At 65.1% G+C, this 17,183-nt stretch carries 17 protein-coding genes and 1 tRNA gene; 3 read left to right on the top strand and 15 right to left on the bottom strand.

Annotated features, from left to right (window positions below; all coding sequences use genetic code 11):
- Positions 1-7 precede the first annotated feature (7 nt).
- On the bottom strand, positions 8-943 hold the full coding sequence (locus BLS81_RS09425; RefSeq protein WP_093223743.1) for a complex I NDUFA9 subunit family protein: 936 nt from the start codon (positions 941-943) through the stop codon (positions 8-10).
- Between the two features lie 103 nt (positions 944-1,046).
- On the opposite strand from BLS81_RS09425, the gene BLS81_RS09420 reads away from it, so the two are divergent.
- Together BLS81_RS09420 and BLS81_RS09415 are read left to right on the top strand one after the other, a co-directional pair.
- Positions 1,047-1,133: transfer RNA gene (locus tag BLS81_RS09420), tRNA-Leu, on the top strand.
- A 176-nt stretch (positions 1,134-1,309) separates the two neighbouring features.
- Positions 1,310-2,584, top strand: a complete 1,275-nt coding sequence (locus BLS81_RS09415) for a tyrosine-type recombinase/integrase (protein WP_093223332.1) — start codon at positions 1,310-1,312, stop codon at positions 2,582-2,584.
- A gap of 67 nt (positions 2,585-2,651) precedes the next feature.
- On the opposite strand, the gene BLS81_RS09410 is transcribed toward BLS81_RS09415, so the two are convergent.
- The 14 genes from BLS81_RS09410 to BLS81_RS09345 form a co-directional block, all read right to left on the bottom strand.
- Positions 2,652-2,858 (bottom strand): MerR family transcriptional regulator, encoded by a 207-nt coding sequence (locus BLS81_RS09410; protein WP_093223330.1) that lies wholly within the window; start codon positions 2,856-2,858, stop codon positions 2,652-2,654.
- A complete protein-coding gene (locus BLS81_RS09405; RefSeq protein ID WP_093223329.1) occupies positions 2,855-3,085 on the bottom strand; it encodes a DUF2274 domain-containing protein in 231 nt (76 codons plus the stop codon). Before BLS81_RS09405 ends, BLS81_RS09410 begins: the two co-directional genes overlap by 4 nt.
- Position 3,086: 1 nt before the next feature.
- A complete protein-coding gene (locus BLS81_RS09400; RefSeq protein ID WP_093223327.1) occupies positions 3,087-4,316 on the bottom strand; it encodes a TraB/TrbI/VirB10 family type IV secretion system protein in 1,230 nt (409 codons plus the stop codon).
- Positions 4,313-5,173, bottom strand: coding sequence for a P-type conjugative transfer protein TrbG (gene trbG / locus BLS81_RS09395; protein ID WP_093223326.1), 861 nt, complete (start codon positions 5,171-5,173; stop codon positions 4,313-4,315). Before trbG ends, BLS81_RS09400 begins: the two co-directional genes overlap by 4 nt.
- A complete protein-coding gene (trbF, locus tag BLS81_RS09390; RefSeq protein WP_093223324.1) occupies positions 5,170-5,970 on the bottom strand; it encodes a conjugal transfer protein TrbF in 801 nt (266 codons plus the stop codon). The genes trbG and trbF overlap by 4 nt, the downstream gene beginning before the upstream one ends.
- A 19-nt stretch (positions 5,971-5,989) precedes the next feature.
- Positions 5,990-7,294, bottom strand: coding sequence for a P-type conjugative transfer protein TrbL (gene trbL / locus BLS81_RS09385; protein WP_093223323.1), 1,305 nt, complete (start codon positions 7,292-7,294; stop codon positions 5,990-5,992).
- Between the two features lie 131 nt (positions 7,295-7,425).
- On the bottom strand, positions 7,426-8,145 hold the full coding sequence (gene trbJ, locus BLS81_RS09380; protein WP_256326162.1) for a P-type conjugative transfer protein TrbJ: 720 nt from the start codon (positions 8,143-8,145) through the stop codon (positions 7,426-7,428).
- Between the two features lie 32 nt (positions 8,146-8,177).
- Entirely contained in the window at positions 8,178-10,616 is a 2,439-nt protein-coding gene (gene trbE, locus BLS81_RS09375; RefSeq protein WP_093223320.1) for a conjugal transfer protein TrbE, read from the bottom strand.
- Positions 10,610-10,885, bottom strand: coding sequence for a VirB3 family type IV secretion system protein (locus BLS81_RS09370; protein WP_093223318.1), 276 nt, complete (start codon positions 10,883-10,885; stop codon positions 10,610-10,612). The genes trbE and BLS81_RS09370 overlap by 7 nt, the downstream gene beginning before the upstream one ends.
- Positions 10,882-11,217, bottom strand: coding sequence for a TrbC/VirB2 family type IV secretion system protein (locus BLS81_RS09365; RefSeq protein ID WP_093223317.1), 336 nt, complete (start codon positions 11,215-11,217; stop codon positions 10,882-10,884). The genes BLS81_RS09370 and BLS81_RS09365 overlap by 4 nt, the downstream gene beginning before the upstream one ends.
- Positions 11,218-11,234: 17 nt before the next feature.
- Positions 11,235-12,239 carry a P-type conjugative transfer ATPase TrbB gene (trbB, locus tag BLS81_RS09360; protein WP_093223315.1) on the bottom strand — a complete coding sequence of 335 codons (1,005 nt, stop codon included), beginning with the start codon at positions 12,237-12,239 and terminating at the stop codon, positions 11,235-11,237.
- Positions 12,236-12,640, bottom strand: a complete 405-nt coding sequence (locus tag BLS81_RS09355) for a CopG family transcriptional regulator (RefSeq protein WP_093223314.1) — start codon at positions 12,638-12,640, stop codon at positions 12,236-12,238. Before BLS81_RS09355 ends, trbB begins: the two co-directional genes overlap by 4 nt.
- A gap of 7 nt (positions 12,641-12,647) precedes the next feature.
- Positions 12,648-14,672 carry a conjugal transfer protein TraG gene (locus tag BLS81_RS09350; protein WP_093223312.1) on the bottom strand — a complete coding sequence of 675 codons (2,025 nt, stop codon included), beginning with the start codon at positions 14,670-14,672 and terminating at the stop codon, positions 12,648-12,650.
- Between the two features lie 171 nt (positions 14,673-14,843).
- The gene (locus tag BLS81_RS09345; RefSeq protein ID WP_093223311.1) at positions 14,844-15,764 is read right to left on the bottom strand and encodes a HEPN domain-containing protein; all 921 of its coding nucleotides are present in this window, start codon (positions 15,762-15,764) and stop codon (positions 14,844-14,846) included.
- A 221-nt stretch (positions 15,765-15,985) separates the two neighbouring features.
- On the opposite strand from BLS81_RS09345, the gene BLS81_RS09340 reads away from it, so the two are divergent.
- Positions 15,986-17,167, top strand: coding sequence for a Fic family protein (locus BLS81_RS09340; protein ID WP_093223309.1), 1,182 nt, complete (start codon positions 15,986-15,988; stop codon positions 17,165-17,167).
- Positions 17,168-17,183: the final 16 nt, after the last annotated feature.

The following is a 17,183-nucleotide window of genomic DNA, read 5'->3' as shown; positions in this document are numbered from 1 at the left end:
CCGCCGTTTAGGCGGCCGCGCGGGCGCCGAATCTCCCGTTGCGACGATAGCGGACCAGCCACGTCGGGGCGACAGCGGCGAGGGGGGTCGGGGCGATTTTAAGATCGGCGAAGCCGACCGCCGCGCTCCCCACGACGTTGTCGTGCTGGAGCATCTTCCATTGATCCTGCGTGATCGGGGCGCCGGGCAGCGCGCCGCCCGCCGCGATCAGCCCGCCGATCGCATCGGGCAATTCCAGGAACATCGGCTTGCGGCCGATCGTCTGCGCGATCCAGCGCAGCAGCGCGGCCATCGTCAGCACGTCCGGACCACCGAGTTCGAAGGTCTTACCCGCGGCCAGCTCGGGATCGGCGATCGCGGCGGCAACCGCGTCCGCCACGTCACCGACGAACACCGGCTGGAACCGCGTCTGCGCGCGTAGCACCGGCACCAGCGGCGCGCTCGCGATCATGCCCGCGAAGCGGTTGAGGAACTGGTCCTCACGCCCGAACACGATCGAGGGCCTCAGGATCGTCGCTTGCGGGAAGGCCGCGCGCACCGCCGCCTCGCCCTCGCCCTTGGTGCGGCCATAGGCCGACGGGCTCGCGGGATCGGCGCCGATCGCCGAGACATGGACGAGGGTCTCGACACCCGCCGCGCGCGCCGCCTCGGCGACCACGCGGGCGCCGGCGACATGCACGCGCGCGAAATCGCCCGAAAGGATGCCGACCAGATTGACCACCGCGTCGCTGCCCGCGACCGCATGCGCCACCGTCTCGGGCTTGGTGACGTCGGCGCCGACGAACTGCGTTTGCCCCAAGCTGCCGAGCGACTTCAGGAACCAGGCCGCGCGCGGATCACGCTGCGCGATCCGAACCCGCGCGCCGCGCGCCATCAGCGCCTGCGCCACATAGCGGCCGAGAAAGCCGCCGCCGCCGATCACCGTCACTAGCGTGTTGTTCATGCCGTCCATTCCTCATGCCGATCGCGTGATTTCGCCTCTGCCCCAGCAACAGGCGTGTTGACAAGGCCGCACCGCCTCCCCTAAAGGCGCGCCCCTACCCCGTGCCCAGATGGCGGAATTGGTAGACGCACCAGCTTCAGGTGCTGGCGATCGCAAGGTCGTGGAGGTTCGAGTCCTCTTCTGGGCACCATTTCCTGCCTCTGGATTCGTCCAGAGGCGTCCGGCAAGCGGCTGGTTTCAAAGCATAATTTCATCGAAGATCGCTGGCAACCGTCCGGGTTGATCCAGTGGATTCCAGCTAAAGATACGCAAAACGTGTATCTTGGTGTGTCCGCAGGGTTGGCCCGGAAAACCGGGATCACGACGATGCTCACTCAACTCCAGATTACCGCCGCCAAGCCCAAGGCGAAGCCCTACACCCTCTCTGACGGACAAGGGCTTGCTCTCTCCGTGCAGCCTTCGGGCGCTAAACTGTGGCGTTTCCGCTATCGATATGGCGGTCACGCCAAGACTCTGCATATCGGACAATGGCCGTCTCTCTCCCTCGCCGACGCTCGCGACAAATGCCGTGACGCTCGAAGGGAGATCGCCACCGGAATCGATCCCGTCCTCGAAAAGAAGCGAGCGAAGATCGTAGCCCAGTTTTCCGTGGCGACGAGCTTCAAGGAGGTCGCGATTGAATGGCTCGCCAAATGTGAGCGCGAAGGCCTTGCCGAGATTACGCTCGGCAAGATTCGCTGGCTGCTTGGAATGGCCTACCCGCTGATCGGATCGCACCCGATCAACGCCATCACTCCGATCGAAGCCCTAGCCGTGCTGCGGAAGATCGAAGCGAAGGGCAATTATGAGAGCGCACGGCGAATGCGGAGCGTCCTCAGCCGAGTCTTTCGCTATGGGATTGCGACCGCGCGCTGTGATAGAGATGTCGCGGCTGACCTACGTGGCGCGCTGATCACGCCGAAGACCACGCACCATGCCGCGATCGTCGATCCACCCGAGGTCGGTATCCTCCTAAAGACGATCGATGGCTACACTGGCCAAGCGGTCACGCGCATGGCGATGCGCCTGTCCCCACATCTGTTCGTACGACCGGGAGAACTGCGCCAGGCCGAATGGGCCGAAATCGACGTCGACAAGGCGATCTGGTCAATCCCCATCGAGAAGATGAAGATGCGGCGACCACACCGCGTGCCGCTCTCGCGGCAAGCGCTGGCGATGATCGAGGAGTTGCGCGAGATCACCGGTCACCGCCAGTATCTCTTTCCCTGCATGGGAAACCCGAGGCGACCGATGTCCGAGAGTGGGGTCAACCAAGCATTGCGGAGGCTGGGCTACGAGACCTGCGAGATGACTGCGCATGGCTTCCGGGCGATGGCGGCGACTTTGCTCAACGAGATGGGCAAGTGGAACCCGGATGCGATCGAACGGCAGCTTGCCCATCAGGAAGCATCGTCCGTCCGCCGTGCTTATGCCCGCGGCGAATATTGGGACGAGCGCGTCGCCATGATGCAGCACTGGTCCGACTATCTGGACGGTCTGCGCGACGCAGCCGAAGCGCCCAGAACTGCAAAAGTGATTTCTCGAAAGCCCAAGGCCAGCAAGTCAAAGGCAGGACGCCCGCGCGGTCGCCCGACTCGGTAGACCATCATACCCTGCGGGGCATCATCCGGGGATGCCTCGCAGGGTACATGACGAACATTCCGACGAGTCAGCGTTGCGCTGACGCGGTAACCGCAGTGAGCGCTTTCAGGCTTCCGTATTGAATGAGCGTGGCGCGCCCAACCTTCACGACATCGAGGTCGCCCGACTGGATCAGCTCGTAGATGCGGGACCGGCTAAGGCCGGTTATCCGCACAGCGGTCGAGATTCGCACCGTCAGCGGCTCGATCTTCTGCTCCCACGCCCGCTCGATCATTTCTGACCTCGCCGCCGTGCATCGTGCGCGCGCACGAAGTTTCTGTCGCTCTCGAGAAATGATGCGAGCATCGCGGGTACCAGTTCGGCAACCGGTTCCTCAACCCCATATGCCTCGGCGTAAATAGCGGCATATGTCTGTAAAGCGGCAAGCAGATCGGGCGTTATCGTGACCGATAGCTTGACCGGGGTTCGATCGGGGAGCTTCCCTAATTTCAGATCTGCCATGCTAGACTCCGGTGCGGCGCCAAGGCGCGAGAACGAGATCACGGTGAACGATCAGGCGAACCGGCGCGCCCTGCCGGATCGTAATCGTCGGCTGTACTTGCAAATTGCGGGATGTGATCTGGTCGCCAGCGCGCGAGACATTCTGTTGGGTGGATTCGCGGATCGCCTGGACAAGATCGCTCTCCCCGGAAAAAGTCACGTTCGCGCCCACGCCCAGCAACGTCGAAATCGCGACACCCTTGAGCAGCGCCCAGGTGTGGAAATCGACGTTATCGGCAAGCCCGGCATAGCCTGACGGGTCGGTTGCGGGCACGTTGTCGAGGCGGATCGAACTGCCGTCCGGCAAGATGATCCGCTGCCATACGACAAGTGCGCGCTTCTGCCCGAAGGCGACCACGCTGTCGTAACTGCCGATCAGCCGCGCACCTTGCGGAATGAGAAGAATGCTGCCCGTCGCGCTGTCGAAGACGCGCTCGGTTACCTGAGCGATAACGAGCCCAGGCAAGTCCGACCTGAGCCCAGTGATCAGGCTAGCCGCGATGACACTACCGGCGGAGAGCATGTTCGGCGACGTCGGCGGGCTTAGCCGATGCTCGTTGACATCGCCGCCGGTATCGCGCGCCGCGACAAAGTCGGCCTTGTGCTGCTGGGCATTGGCGTCGCGATCGGGATCGATGGCGAGCCGTGACGCATCGATGGCTGCAACCGGCGGCGCGGATGGCGTCGAATCTGCGGCGCGAGTCGGATCGGTGCGACTGCCGGTTTGTACCAACAAACCCGATTCACGCGCCGCCTTCAGTTCCGCAGCCCGTCGATCGCGTTCGATGGCGGCAGCCTGTTCGACCCGACTTGCTTCGCTGCTCACCGGCGCGGTGCCCATCGCACGCTGATGATCGAGGATCGGCCGGCCGAGATCCCCCGGCAGCGGCGGTCCGAGCTTGGGTACGTCGCCATAGCTGCCCGGGAGCTTGCTCAGGGTATCAGCGGGCGCCTTCACGGCGACCGTCTGACCGTCGGCTTGTTCAGCAAGGTGCAGCGCGGACGGCCGCAGCGCAAACCAGGCCGTCGCGATCAGGCTGACGGAGCCGAGCGCTGCGATCGCCACCACAGCGCCCCGTTTGAAGCGGATCGCCCGCGCGGGCTGGGCGCGAAGCGCGAGCGTCTCCGGGTCCACCTTGGCGGGTGTGGCGGGGGGCTCGGGTGCCGGCGGGGCTGGCGCTTCGACGGTCATGATCCCCTCCGCGTGGGCGCGCCGTCCGCCACCCGGCGGATGCGGACAATCTGCTGGTGCTTCGTCCCAAGACGGAGTTCGGCCACGTCGAAAATGCGATCGACGACGTAGAAGCGGCCCTTAACGCGATAGTTGACAAGTTGAGCCTCGCCCTTCCCGTCCACCAGAAAGATCGGTGGCGCCTCGCCCACAGTCAGCGTCGCGGGAAATTCGATAAAGGTCTGCCGCCCGTCGTCGAAGGCGCGAAGAGGCCGCCAGGCCGGTCGATCGCCCGATACGGCATAGTTGAAGTGAAGCTGCTCGACCGCGATCCCGTCTGCCACCGGAGCCGCCGCCTCGGTCGCCACGGCGGCGCGCTTCAAGGCGATCAGCGCATCCTGGGGATAGGTCCAGGAGAGCGCGGCCATCGCCGTCTTCGTCATGGCTGTAAGCGCGATGTGATAGCTGCGTCGATCGGTGGTGATGACGAGATTGGTGGACAGGCCGGCGCTGAACGGCTTGATCAGCACATGCGTCCGCTTCTCCGCGCCTGATCCGCTGGTGGTGTCGCCTATCACCCAGCGCACCGTGTCGCCGCTTGCCACCGCCACCAGCGTCTCGCCCGGTTGAAGTGCGATGTCGGTCACCCGCTCGGGCGCGGTGATGACGTGATAGATGGCACCGTCGGCGAACGGATAGACCTGTACGGCGTTTATGAAGCCCTGCGCGACGGGTTCGATCGTCGCCGCGCGGTTGGCGGCTGAGACCGGCATGGCTTCGCGCGAGCTGTTGCCGATCGCCGCTGCCGCGCTCGCGCTGCCGACGGCAAGGATCAGGCAAGGCGCGAGCAGCGCGGCGGCCGCAAAAGCTCTGGTCATGGCTGCGTCTCCGGATTGACGGTCGGTTGAGCGGCAAGGTTCGGGTCGAGCGGCGAGCCGAGCGGCAGTTTGCTCGTCGGCGACGTGGTGCGCGCGGGAGCGGTCGACGCCGCAGGCTCGAGTTCGCGGCTCCAGTCGATCGCATCGATGTAGATGCCGAGCGGGTTCTTGCGGAGCGTGTCGGCTGATACCGGCGGCCTGGTCAGGATCGTCAGGATGCCGGTCCAGTGGGACGAGCCTGCCTCGCTGCCGCGCTCATAGGCCGTCTCGGTCCATTTGACCTGGAACGAGCGATCCGATGCCCGGACGACGCTGGTCACCTGGACCGACACGGTGCGCTCGCCGATCCTAGCGAACGGGTCCGCGGCCCGCGCATAGTCGCCGAGAAACTGGCTCCCCCGTGTCGTGGTGAAGTCATAGGCGGACAGCCAGTCGCGACGCATCAACACCGGGTCGAGCGAGACCCCGCGGACGTTCTCGATGAACTTCGCCAGATGCCAGGCGATCTGCGGATCGGTCGGGTGATAGCCTGCTTCCGCCTCGGTCACCGCCCGGGCCTCACCCAGGCGATCGACCTCGACGACATAGGGCGTGACCCGGCTCTGCAGCGACTGCCAGATGAGCGCCCCCGACATGACGGTCGATAGCGACAGCGTGCCGGACGCCATCAACCGCCAGTTGTGGGCCTGAACGCGAGCCGAGCCGATGCGGTCGTCCCAGACCTGGCCGGCGCGTTGATAGGGCGTCTCGGGCTCGGGCGTCTGCGCGTAGCGCTGGATCGCGCGCTTAAAGATCATGGGGTTTGAAGATCATGACTCAGTCTTCCCTTTCCTTGATGTCGGGGGTGGCGGATGCGCCGCCACGATCGCCTTCCTTGAGGGTTTGAAGCGCGACGTGGCGGTGGTGACGGGCATCCTGCTGGCGGCGCAGCGATCGTGCCCAGGACGGAGCGCCATCGGCGGATGCGTGGGGAGTCGGTCCAGTAGAACCGGCGGCGCCATTCAGAGCCGACCAGGCCGCGTCGCGGCCGCGCTCAGCGGCCTCCGACAAGCCCAGCGCTGCCGATGCCTTTTGGCGGATTGCGTTGCCGGCCGCCTGCGCCATGCCGCCGATGCCGGCGCCGACGCTTGAGGATCCGGTCGCGGTCTGGCCGAGCTGATAGGAAGCCGATGCCGCCGAACCCATGGTCGTGCCGGCGCGGATCGCACCGAGCGCAGCCCCGCCAACCGCACCGGCCGCGCCCATCGCGGCGCCGCCGCCCAGCGCGACGACACTTGCCGCGCCAATGGTCGTGCCGACCGCCGCGCCAGCGCCCAGTTGCGGTGCGCCGGCGACGAGACCCGAGGCGATGCCGGGACCGAAGATACCGAGCCCGAACAGCGTGAGCGACGCCAGCACGAGGCTCATGGCCTGGCCGATGTCGGGTTCCTGGCCCTGAAGGGCGGTGGTGAACTCGTTGAAGAAATTCGAACCGATGCCGACGATGACGGCGAGCACCATCACCTTGATGCCGGAGCTGACGACATTGCCGAGCACGCGCTCGGCGAGGAAGCTGGTCCGATTCCAGAGCGCGAACGGCACCAGCACGAAACCGGCGAGCGTCGTCAGCTTGAACTCGACGATGCACACGAACATTTGCACGGCGAGGATGAAGAAGGCGATGATCACGATCGCCCACGCGAACAGCAGCACGATGATGGTCAGGAAATTGTCGAAGAAGCTGGTGAACCCCATCAGCTTCGAGACCTGGTCGAGCAACGGCCAGGCGGCCGAGAAACCGGTGCCGGCGAGACGGCCCGGTTTGAGGAGATCATCTGCGGTAAGGGTCCCCCCACCCGCCGTCAGCCCCGCCGCCGCGAAGGAACGGAAGATGATGTCCGCAAGGGTCGAGAAGCGGTTCAGGATGAAGGCGAACGCGCCGACATAGAGAATCTTCTTGATGAAGCGGCCGACCACATCCTGTTCGCCGCCCATCGCCCAGAACAGGCCAGCGAGCGTGATGTCGATGCCGATCAGGGTCGTTGCCAGGAAGGCGACATCGCCACCCAGCAGCCCGAACCCGCTGTCGATGTAGCGGATGAAGGTCTGCAGGAACCGATCGATGACGTTCAGGTCGTTCATAGGGAAATCCTGGGAATGAAGCCGCGCAGGTCCGATCTGGGATGAGGGCGCTTGGGGCGCGGCCTCATGACCGAACCTGCGCGGCGGCAGCGACGAGGAGGCGATTCGCCGCCGCCTGCGCCGGCCCCGGCTTACTGGGGAGCGTAAGCCGAGCCGGAACCGAGGAACTTGGTGGTGGCGGCGCGCGCATCGATCTCGGCCTGCGCGCGCCGCGCCTGCTCGATCGTCTGTGCCCGGTATTGTGCCGCCATCAGGTTCTGAATCTGGAACTGCTGCTTGGCGGTCAGCGCGAGCAACTGGTTGGTGGCTTGGCTGACCTGCAGCGCGCCTTCGGCGCCCTGACTCCGCGATACGATACCACTGAGGGTCTGCGCGTCAGCCTGGACATTTTCGACCACCTGCGCCTGCACGCCCATCGTCTGTTTGTAGGCCGACATCTCGGTGTCGAGCCGCGTCCGCGCGGCGAGAACCTGGCCGTTCATGGTCAGTGCCTGGCTGAAGCTCTGGGGAAAAAGCTGGCGGAACTGCTGGTCGAGACCGCCGACCCGAAACTGGATGCCCTGCGCTTGGCCCATCAACTGGTCGATCTGCTGAAGCGTCTGAGTGATCGCCTGGATTTCAGGAAAGCTGATGGTGGTGAGATTTTTCGCCTGGTTGATCAGGCTCTGTGCCTGGTTCTGCAAGCTGCGGATCTGGTTGTTGATCTGCTGAAGCGTCCGGGCGGCGGTCAGGATATTCTGGCTGTAGTTGCTGGGATCGAACACGATGATCGCGTGCGCCGGCGCGCTCGGCAGCACGATGCCGGTCAGGCCGGCACCAGCGGCGACGATGCAGAGCGCGCTGACGGTCATGTATTTTCGTGGTGCGGATACGGGCATGGTGGTTACTCCTTGATGCCGAGGCTGGTGAATCCGGCGATGAGCGGCACGGCCCAGTCGAGGCCGGCGTCGGACAGGAAGCGGGCGGCAAAATCAGCCGGCCCGAATTCTGCGAGAAGCGCGTCGATCCGCGCCTGGGTCGCGGAATCGGAGGCGCCGCACAGCGCCAGCGCGATCGGACCGAGGCTGAGTTCGAAGAGGCGATTGCCGCGTGCGGATTGCAGGTAATAATGCCGCTTGGGCGTGGCGCGGCTGACCAGTTCGATTTGGGCGGCGTTGAGGCCGAATCGCTCATAGGCGGCGCGCGCCTGCGGCTCGATCGCGCGATCGTTGGGCAGCAATATGCGTTGCGGGCAGCTTTCGATGATGGCTGGTGCGATGCTGCTGTCGGCGATGTCGGCGAGGCTCTGGGTCGCGAACAGCACCGCGACATTCTTCTTGCGCAGCACCTTCAGCCATTCGCGGATGCGCGCGGCGAAGAGCGGATGGTCGAGGAAGATCCAGGCCTCGTCGAGCACCAGCAGCGTCGGGCGACCATCGAACCGCTCCTCAAGGCGGTGGAAGAGATAGGTCAGTACCGGGGCGACCACGCCCGCCTGTCCCATCAGCGACTCGGTCTCGAAGCACTGGACCGCGGCGAGTGCGAGATGCTGCTCGGCCGCATCGAGGAGCCGGCCATAGGGGCCGTCGAGCGTATAGGCCGTGAGCGCGGTGCGCAGCGCATTCGATTGGAGCAGCATGGAAAGCCCGGTCAGCGTTCGCTCCTCCGGGGGTGCCGAGGCGAGACTGCCCAGCGCCGACCAGACGGCGTCCTTCACCTCGGGGGTGACCATGACCTTCTCATGCGCCAGCAGTGCCGCGATCCATTCCGCCGCCCAGCTCCGCTCGGCGGCATCGTCGATGCGGCGGAGCGGCTGGAATGCCAGGGCCTCGCCGCTATCCGCGCCGAGGCCGAGCGCATGATGCGCACCGCCCATCGCCAGCACCGCCGCGCGCGCCGAATAGCCCTTGTCGAAGATATAGACTTGGGAACCGGCATAGCGCCGGAACTGCAGCGCGATCAGCGCCAGCAGCACCGACTTGCCCGCGCCGGTCGGGCCAACGACGAGCATGTGCCCGACATCGCCAACATGGGTGGAGAGGCGAAACGGCGTCGATCCGCTGGTCTGGGCGTACAGCAGCGGCGGTCCGCCGAGATGCCGGTTTTCGGTTGGCCCCGCCCAGACCGACGACAGCGGCATGAGATGGGCGAGGTTAAGAGTGTGGACCAGCGGCTGGCGCACATTGGCGTAGACCTGGCCGGGCAGCGACGACAGCCACGCTTCGACCGCGTTGACGCCTTCGCGCTTGGCGGTGAAGCCGAGGCCGTTGACGATCCGCTCGACCGCGCGGACCTTATCCTCAGCGCGATTTCGGTCGGTGTCCGACACCGTGATCGTCGTCGTCAGATAGCCGAAGGCGACATGATCGCCGCCGAGCGCCTGCAGCGCGAGATCGGCATCGACCACCTTGTTGTCGGCGTCACTGTCGAGAAGCTGGACCGGCTGGTTGTACATCACCTCGCGCAGCAGTGCGGTGATCGACTTGCGCTTGTTGAACCAATGCCGACGGATCTTGGTCAGCGCGCTTGTAGCGTCGGTCTTGTCGAGCGCGATGAAGCGCGTGACCCAGCGGTAGCCGAAATCCTGATGATTGAGCGCGTCGAGGATGCCGGGCCGGCTCAGGTTTGGAAATCCCAGCACCGTCAGCGTGCGGAGATGGCTCCCGCCGAGCATCGGCTCCAGCCCGCCGACCAGCGGCGTATCGGCGAGCAGCGCATCGAGATAGATCGGTGTCTCCGGCACGGCGACGGGGTGACATCGGCTGGAGACGGTACCGTGGAGATAGGTCAGCGTCTCCGCGTCACTTAAGGGGCGGACCTCGGGCATGAAGCCCGACAAAAGGTCGAGCACGCGATCGGTCTCGGCGATGAAGCCAGCGAGGCTGGCGTGCCAGTCCCGCCCTTTTGCGCCGTCGGGCCGCTCGACCAGTGTCCGTCCCGCCGCATCGCTGCTGTCGGCAGGCGGCAACCAGACCAAAGTGCCATGATAAACGCTCTCGAAATGCTGGCCCTCGGCCTCGAAGCCGCCGCGTCGCTCCTGCTCGACCAACCACGACGCCGCGTCCGGGAAAGCGCTTTCGGGATAGCCGAGCGCCTCGCGCCGCTCGGCCTCGAAGAATAGCGCCCAGCCCGAGCCGAGCCGCTTCAGGACATTGTTGGCCCGCGCGCACGCCGACACCAGTTCCGCCTCGGTGGCGCTGTCGAGGTCGGGACCGCGAAAGGCGAAGCTGCGTTGAAAGCTGCCATCCTTGTTGAGGATGACGCCGGGCGCGACCAGCGCGGCCCAGGGCAGATGGTCGGCGAGCCGGTCGGCGTGCGACCGGTATTCGGCGAGGTTCAGCATGCCAGATATCCCTTCTGGCGCAGGTGGCGCAGCAGCACGGGCACGAAGTCCGGGTCGCGGCGGGCGGCGAAGACCGCGATGCTGTGCCCGATCGCCCAGACCGCGATCCCGACCAGCCATTGCTGGAGGCCCAGGCCGATCGCGGCGGCGATCGTACCGTTGACGATCGCAACGCCGCGCGGTGCGCCGCCGAGCAGGATCGCTTGGCCGAGGCTGGCGTGGATCGGCGCTTCGAAGCCAGCAACATGACCGGTGTCGATGTTGCTCATGCGACGAGCGCTCCGCCGCCGAAGCTGAAGAAGGACAGGAAGAAGCTCGATGCCGCGAATGCGATCGACAGGCCGAAGACGATCTGGATGAGCTTGCGAAAGCCGCCGGCAGTCTCACCGAATGCAAGCGCCAGCCCGGTGGAAATGATGATCAGCACCGCGACGATCTTGGCGACCGGGCCCTGAACCGATTCCAGCACCTGCTGGAGCGGTTGCTCCCATGGCATGCCAGCACCGCTGGCATAGGCGCCGCTAGTCATGGTGATCGACAGGCCGAGCATCACGGCGGTGGCGAAGACGCGGTCGCGGCTGGGGATACGAACAGTGGTCATGTCAGTCTCCTTGCAAGTCAGGGGTCAGGGGTGGGGGTGAGATCGACGACGGCGTAGCCACCGTCTGGATCGAGTCCGGCGACGCGGGCGATCGTCTCGATGCGCCGCGCGGTGCCGCGACCGGCGATGAAGACGACCATGTCGACTGCGTCTGCGATCAGGCGGCGCGGCACGGTGACCACGGCCTCCTGGATGAGTTGCTCGATACGGTAGAGCGCGGACGCCGCGCTGTTGGCATGGACGGTCGCGATTCCGCCGGGATGGCCGGTGTTCCATGCCTTGAGCATGTCGAGCGCCTCGCCGCCGCGGACCTCGCCGACGATGATGCGGTCAGGCCGAAGGCGCAGCGTCGAGCGCACGAGATCACCCATGGTGACGGCGGTGTTCTTGTCGGATGTGCTTGGCCGGGTCCGGAGCGCGACCGTGTCGCGCGCCGGCGATTGCAGTTCGCGGGTGTCCTCGATCAGGATCACGCGTTCGTCGAGATGCGCCATCTCGGCGAGCAGTGCGTTGGCGAGCGTGGTCTTGCCCGAACTGGTTCCGCCCGCGACGAGGATGTTGCGGCGATCGACGACGGCTCGGCCCAGCATGCGCGCCGCCTCGGCCGACATGATGCCGTCGGCCACATAGTCCATCAGCGTGTAGATGCGGGCAGCGGGTTTGCGGATCGAAAAGCACGGCGCCGTCGAAACGGGCGGCAGGATGCCTTCGAATCGCTCGCCGGCGCCAGACCCGAGCGGCGGCAGTTCGGCCGACACGATCGGCTTGTCGCCATGGACTTCTGAGCGGACGTGCGACGCCACCAGCCGGATGATCCGCTCGACCTGGGGCGCATCGAGCTTCACGTCGGTATCGACACGGCCTTCGCCGAGGATATCGACGCGCAGCGCCCCGTCCGGATTGACCATGATCTCGATGACGCGCGGGTCGGTGAGCGCGGCGGCGATCGCCGGCCCCATCGCAGTGCGCAACATAGCGCGACGGCGTTCGGCGGAAACGCTGCCGGTTGGGGCGAAGGTCATGACGCGCCTCCATCGGGGTCGATGGGCGTCAGCGTACGCTTGCCACTGGCGAGCTGGCGGCCGAGCTGCGCGACGAAGGCCTCGAACCGATCGCGACCGATGGCGCGGGCAGCAGCATCGGCTTCGGGCAACGGCGCCGTCACCATCAGCTGGTAGCGGACGAACAGCGCCAGGCTCTCCAGCAGCACGTCGATGTCTCGCCGCGCGCCGGCGAGTTCGCGTGTCAGGCGGTCGAGCCGACCCTTGAGCAGGTCATCGACCTCCTTGGTTCCCCGGCGCGCCAGCCAGTCACGCAGCGCATCGTTGACGATGTGGCTCTTGTTGCCGCGCGGACCAGCGGCGAGCGCCTCGAGCGCATCGCTGAGTTCGCGGTCGATATAGAGGTTCTGTCGAATTTTCATCACGGCCTCAGAAGTCCGGTACGAGGTCGCGCTTCGCGCCCTCGTTGATGGCATGGCTACGGACGACGGCGTTCGGCGCTTGCGCCTGATCCATGGCGCGCTTGTCGGCGGCGACATCGTCGTCGTCCGGCACGACCTGGGGATCGCGCGTTTGCGCGGCGTCGGCTGGTTTGGAAACCTGTTCAGGAAGGGCGGGATGACGCTGCTGCTGCATGCCGCCGTCGTCCTCGCCACCTGCGGCGTCCTTCGCCTGTTTCAGGCGATCGTCGGTGCCGCGCACCTGGTTGGACCAGTCGTCGCCGCGCGACTTCGGACAGTCGGCATATTGACCAGACACCAGCGCTGGCGTGGGTGCCACCCGGGCGGTGAAGTTGCGGTCCTGGAAGTAGCGCAGCTTGCGCGCCCGGATCGGTGCGAGCCCGGAGATAAGGACAAGCTCGTCGTCGGGCGAAAGCTGCATGACCTCGCCCGGGGTCAGAAGCTGGCGGGCGGTCTCCTGGCGGCTGACCATGACGTGCGCGAGCCAGGGCGCGAGCCGGTGGCCGGCATAGTTGCGCATAGCGCGTTGTTCGGTCGCGGTGCCGAGCGCGTCCGAAATGCGCTTGGCGGTGCGCTCGTCATTGGTCGCGAAGGCAACGCGGACATGGCAATTGTCGAGAATGGCGTTGTGCTCGCCGTACGCCTTCTCGATCTGGTTCAGGCTCTGCGCGATCAGGAAGGCGCGAATGCCGTAGCCGGCCATGAAGGCGAGGCTGGTCTCGAAGAAATCGAGGCGGCCCAGCGCCGGGAACTCGTCGAGCATCATCAAGAGCTGATGCCGGCGGGCAGAGGTTCCGGGCTGGTCGAGCCGCTCGGTCAGGCGGCGACCGATCTGGTTGAGCACGAGGCGGATCAGCGGCTTGGTGCGGCTGATGTCAGACGGCGGGATGACGAGGTAGAGCGACAAGGGCCGCTCGGCCTCGATCAGGTCGGCGATCCGCCAATCGCAGCGTGAGGTAACCTCAGCTACGGTCGGATCGCGATAGAGGCCGAGGAAGGACATCGCGGTCGACAGCACGCCGGAGCGCTCGTTCTCGCTCTTGTTGAGCAGTTCGCGCGCGGCCGACGCAACGACGGGATGGACCTTGGGCTTCTTATCATCGCCAAGATGATTGGTGGTCATCATCCGGTGGAGCGTGGCGACGAAGCTGCGCTGTGGATCGGACAGGAAGGTCGCGACCCGCGCGAGCGTCTTATCTTCCTCGGCATAGAGAATGTGGAGGATCGCGCCGACCAGCAGCGAATGGCTGGTCTTCTCCCAGTGATTGCGTACGGTCAGCGCGCCTTCCGGATCGACCAGGATATCGGCGATGTTCTGGACGTCGCGCACTTCGTCGATGCCGCGCCGGACTTCGAGCAGCGGATTGTAATGCGCCGATGCGGCGTCGGTCGGGTTGAACAGCAGGCAGTGCGAGAACCGTGCACGCCAACCGGCGGTCACCGTCCAGTTCTCACCCTTGATATCGTGTACGACCGTCGAGCCGGTCCAGGACAGCAAGGTGGGCACGACGAGTCCGACGCCCTTGCCCGAGCGGGTCGGCGCGAACGCCATGATGTGCTCAGGGCCGGCATGGCGGAGATATCGGCCAGCAAGCGCGCCAAGCATGACGCCCGCGTGCCGATGCAGGCCAGCGCGTTCGATCTCGCGGGGGCTTGCCCAGCGGGCGGAACCATAGGTGGTGACGTTGCTCGATTGGCGGGCGCGCCACAGCGAACCGAAGATCGCCGCCGCGCAGCCGGCGAAACCGCTGGCGCCGGCGAGCATGCCCGCTTTGTCGAAGACGACCGGGGCATAGGCATCATAGTGATACCACCAGCCGAACAGCGCCCAGGGATGGTAGATCGGCACAGCGCCGAGCCGGAACCACGGCAGCCCCAGTTCGGGCTGATAGGCCAGCATCGCCGCCGCCCACTGGGTCGCGGCCCACACCCCCGCGATGACAATCGCGAAAACGACAAGGATCTGGCCGATGAGCAATTTGGTGGGTGTCACGTCGAGGCTCCCGCCCGCCGGACGGGACCGGCTCGGGCGGTTTCAAACTCGGCTTATGGGAGGAAAAACGAAACGGCGCTGATGGGCGCAGATGGGCTCGCCTCGGTCCGTTCCGGTCAGATGCCGGAACCGGAAGCTATGCGGCAGGCGTCGGCCAGCCGTTGCCGTCGATCAGAGGCCGGCGTCGGTCCGGAGCGCTTCGATGCGTTCGAGCGAAACGGCCTCGACCATGTCGCGGAGGGTTCGAATGGACTGTGCCAGAGCATCGAGGTCGTCTTTGCTGATCTCGTAGCTCGCCGAATAGCGCGCCTCGACATACGCGCGCTTCAGTAGCTCGAAACGGCGGCGGTCTATTCTAGTCGCCCGAGGCCACGCCTCGATCAGCCGTGGCTCGCTGCCCTCGGCGAGCGAGCGTAGGAATTTAATGTTGTGCGAGCGCGGAAAATACAGGGTGCGGACCAGTAGGAAGCAGGCGTAAGCGGTTTCCGTCGCTTGGTGGAGGTTGAAAGCCGCATGTCGTCGATATCGGATTGGATCATCGGTGCGGGCCTGTTGCGCCGATGCCGTTTCAAGCCACACGTCAATATCGCCCAGCTTCTCCTCGAAGTATTTTGATGCCATTTCAAACGCGTCAGCCGCCGTCAGCGGCTGCGGCGTGGCGAGCGCACTGCCGGGCAGTTCGTAGAGCACAATGCCGTCACGGACGATATCGACCCAGAAATATTCGCCCCGGCTCAGCGCTTGATTCACTTCCTCCAGCGTATGGACGATGATGTTCACGGGCCGCGCGATCGTGGTATCGCGCAGGATTTTGTCCTCGGCGACGTACCAGTAGTCGGCAATGTCGGTAAGATCGGGATGGCTGACGATGATCAGCAGGTCGTAGTCGGACTGGTAGCCATTCTCGGGTTCATCGACCCAATCGTCCCGGGCATAGCTGCCGAACAAGATGACCTTGAGGATGCGTCCGTTCTTCTTCCAGGGCTGGTTCGCGCGCGCCGTCGCCTCGGCGAACTCGCCCATCAGCAATTGCTTCACTCGACCCAGTTCGCCTTGCTGAATCGAAGGCAGATGATCGACATCAGAGCGCACGGGGGCGATTCTCGCGAGAGACCAGGCGCTTGGCAAGCCTTGACCGCGCGCATGGGCACACCGATGGTCCTGCCTCAGGCACGGGCGCAGCCTCGTAGATACAAAACACGCCTGCGCAACCCGGTCGGCTCCCTTATTTAAGCCCGCTTACCTTAGCCTGTTTGCTAATTAAGCCAAGAGCCAGTTGCTTAAATAAGAGATTCTCCGCATATTGGGTGCGCATGGTCGATCCTGAACCGAATCTGCGGCTGGGCCGCTTCGTCGAGACCCCCGTTGCGGGCGGGGTTGTGCGGGCCTTCGTACCGCCGCCGCTTCCACCAGCCCCGCCTATCGATGTGCTGGGCCTGCTCGATCGCCTCAGCCTGGCCGAACGCGCATTGGGTCGCCTCGACGGCATCACCATGCTCCTGCCACGCCAGGAACTCTTCCTCTACATGTACGTGCGAAAGGAAGCGGTGCTCTCCTCTCAGATCGAGGGTACGCAATCGACCTTGTCGGATCTGCTCCGCTTCGAGACCGAGGCGCAGGCTGGCCAGCCGATCGACGATATTCGCGAGGTCTCGAACTACGTCGACGCCATGATGTACGGGCTCGATCGGCTGGAAGAATTGCCGCTGTCGCTCCGTCTCATCCGAGAAATGCACGAACGCTTGCTGCAAAGCGGCCGGGGCGGCACCAAAAGCCCCGGCGAATTCAGGCGATCACAAAATTGGATCGGCGGCACGCGCCCTGGCAACGCACTGTTCGTGCCACCACCGATTACGGAACTCGATGGCTGCCTGGATGCTCTCGAACGCTTCATGCATGAGAGCGAGTCCCGGCTACCCGCGCTGATCAAGGCCGGTCTCCTCCACGTCCAGTTCGAAACGATCCACCCGTTCCTTGATGGCAACGGCCGCATCGGCCGTCTGCTCGTGACGCTGTACCTTTGCGTCAACGGCGTTCTGCGCAAGCCGCTGCTCTACCTCAGTCTATATCTTAAAACCCACCGGGCCGACTATTATCGGCTGCTTCAAGAGGTGCGCGAGCATGGCGCATGGGAGGCTTGGTTGGACTTCTTCCTTGCCGGCGTCGCCGACACGGCCAACCAGGCTTTCAATGCGGCCACCCGCATAGTCGATCTTTTCAAGGACGATCGCGAACGTATAACGGCAGAGAGTGATCGCGCAGGCTCGGCCCTGCGGGTTCATGACCTTTTCCAGCAGAATCCGTTTCTCACAGCTAACCAGCTCGTTGAACGAACCGGGCTCTCCGCGCCAACGGTCAACGCAGTACTGGCCGACCTCGAACGCCTCGGCGTGGTCGAGGAGTTCACAGGCAGAAAACGAGGCCGGGTGTTCGGCTATCGCCGCTACCTTGGGATCCTGAGTGAGGGCACTGATCCCCTGCCATTGGTGACGTGACGCGAGCTGAGGGGAA

It is taken from the genome of Sphingomonas sp. NFR15 (assembly GCF_900103265.1).
GTDB lineage: Bacteria > Pseudomonadota > Alphaproteobacteria > Sphingomonadales > Sphingomonadaceae > Sphingomonas > Sphingomonas pollutisoli.
The sequence above is the reverse complement of the archived record's forward strand: the minus strand, read 5'-3'. Positions and strand labels throughout refer to the sequence as shown.

What these genes read in the sequence shown, in the direction of transcription:
- BLS81_RS09425 (WP_093223743.1), bottom strand. Translation starts at nt 943, where the DNA reads ATGAACAACACGCTAGTGACGGTGATCGGCGGCGGCGGCTTTCTCGGC.
- BLS81_RS09415 (WP_093223332.1), top strand. Translation starts at nt 1,310, where the DNA reads ATGCTCACTCAACTCCAGATTACCGCCGCCAAGCCCAAGGCGAAGCCC.
- BLS81_RS09410 (WP_093223330.1), bottom strand. Translation starts at nt 2,858, where the DNA reads ATGATCGAGCGGGCGTGGGAGCAGAAGATCGAGCCGCTGACGGTGCGA.
- BLS81_RS09405 (WP_093223329.1), bottom strand. Translation starts at nt 3,085, where the DNA reads ATGGCAGATCTGAAATTAGGGAAGCTCCCCGATCGAACCCCGGTCAAG.
- BLS81_RS09400 (WP_093223327.1), bottom strand. Translation starts at nt 4,316, where the DNA reads ATGACCGTCGAAGCGCCAGCCCCGCCGGCACCCGAGCCCCCCGCCACA.
- trbG (WP_093223326.1), bottom strand. Translation starts at nt 5,173, where the DNA reads ATGACCAGAGCTTTTGCGGCCGCCGCGCTGCTCGCGCCTTGCCTGATC.
- trbF (WP_093223324.1), bottom strand. Translation starts at nt 5,970, where the DNA reads ATGATCTTTAAGCGCGCGATCCAGCGCTACGCGCAGACGCCCGAGCCC.
- trbL (WP_093223323.1), bottom strand. Translation starts at nt 7,294, where the DNA reads ATGAACGACCTGAACGTCATCGATCGGTTCCTGCAGACCTTCATCCGC.
- trbJ (WP_256326162.1), bottom strand. Translation starts at nt 8,145, where the DNA reads ATGACCGTCAGCGCGCTCTGCATCGTCGCCGCTGGTGCCGGCCTGACC.
- trbE (WP_093223320.1), bottom strand. Translation starts at nt 10,616, where the DNA reads ATGCTGAACCTCGCCGAATACCGGTCGCACGCCGACCGGCTCGCCGAC.
- BLS81_RS09370 (WP_093223318.1), bottom strand. Translation starts at nt 10,885, where the DNA reads ATGAGCAACATCGACACCGGTCATGTTGCTGGCTTCGAAGCGCCGATC.
- BLS81_RS09365 (WP_093223317.1), bottom strand. Translation starts at nt 11,217, where the DNA reads ATGACCACTGTTCGTATCCCCAGCCGCGACCGCGTCTTCGCCACCGCC.
- trbB (WP_093223315.1), bottom strand. Translation starts at nt 12,239, where the DNA reads ATGACCTTCGCCCCAACCGGCAGCGTTTCCGCCGAACGCCGTCGCGCT.
- BLS81_RS09355 (WP_093223314.1), bottom strand. Translation starts at nt 12,640, where the DNA reads ATGAAAATTCGACAGAACCTCTATATCGACCGCGAACTCAGCGATGCG.
- BLS81_RS09340 (WP_093223309.1), top strand. Translation starts at nt 15,986, where the DNA reads ATGGTCGATCCTGAACCGAATCTGCGGCTGGGCCGCTTCGTCGAGACC.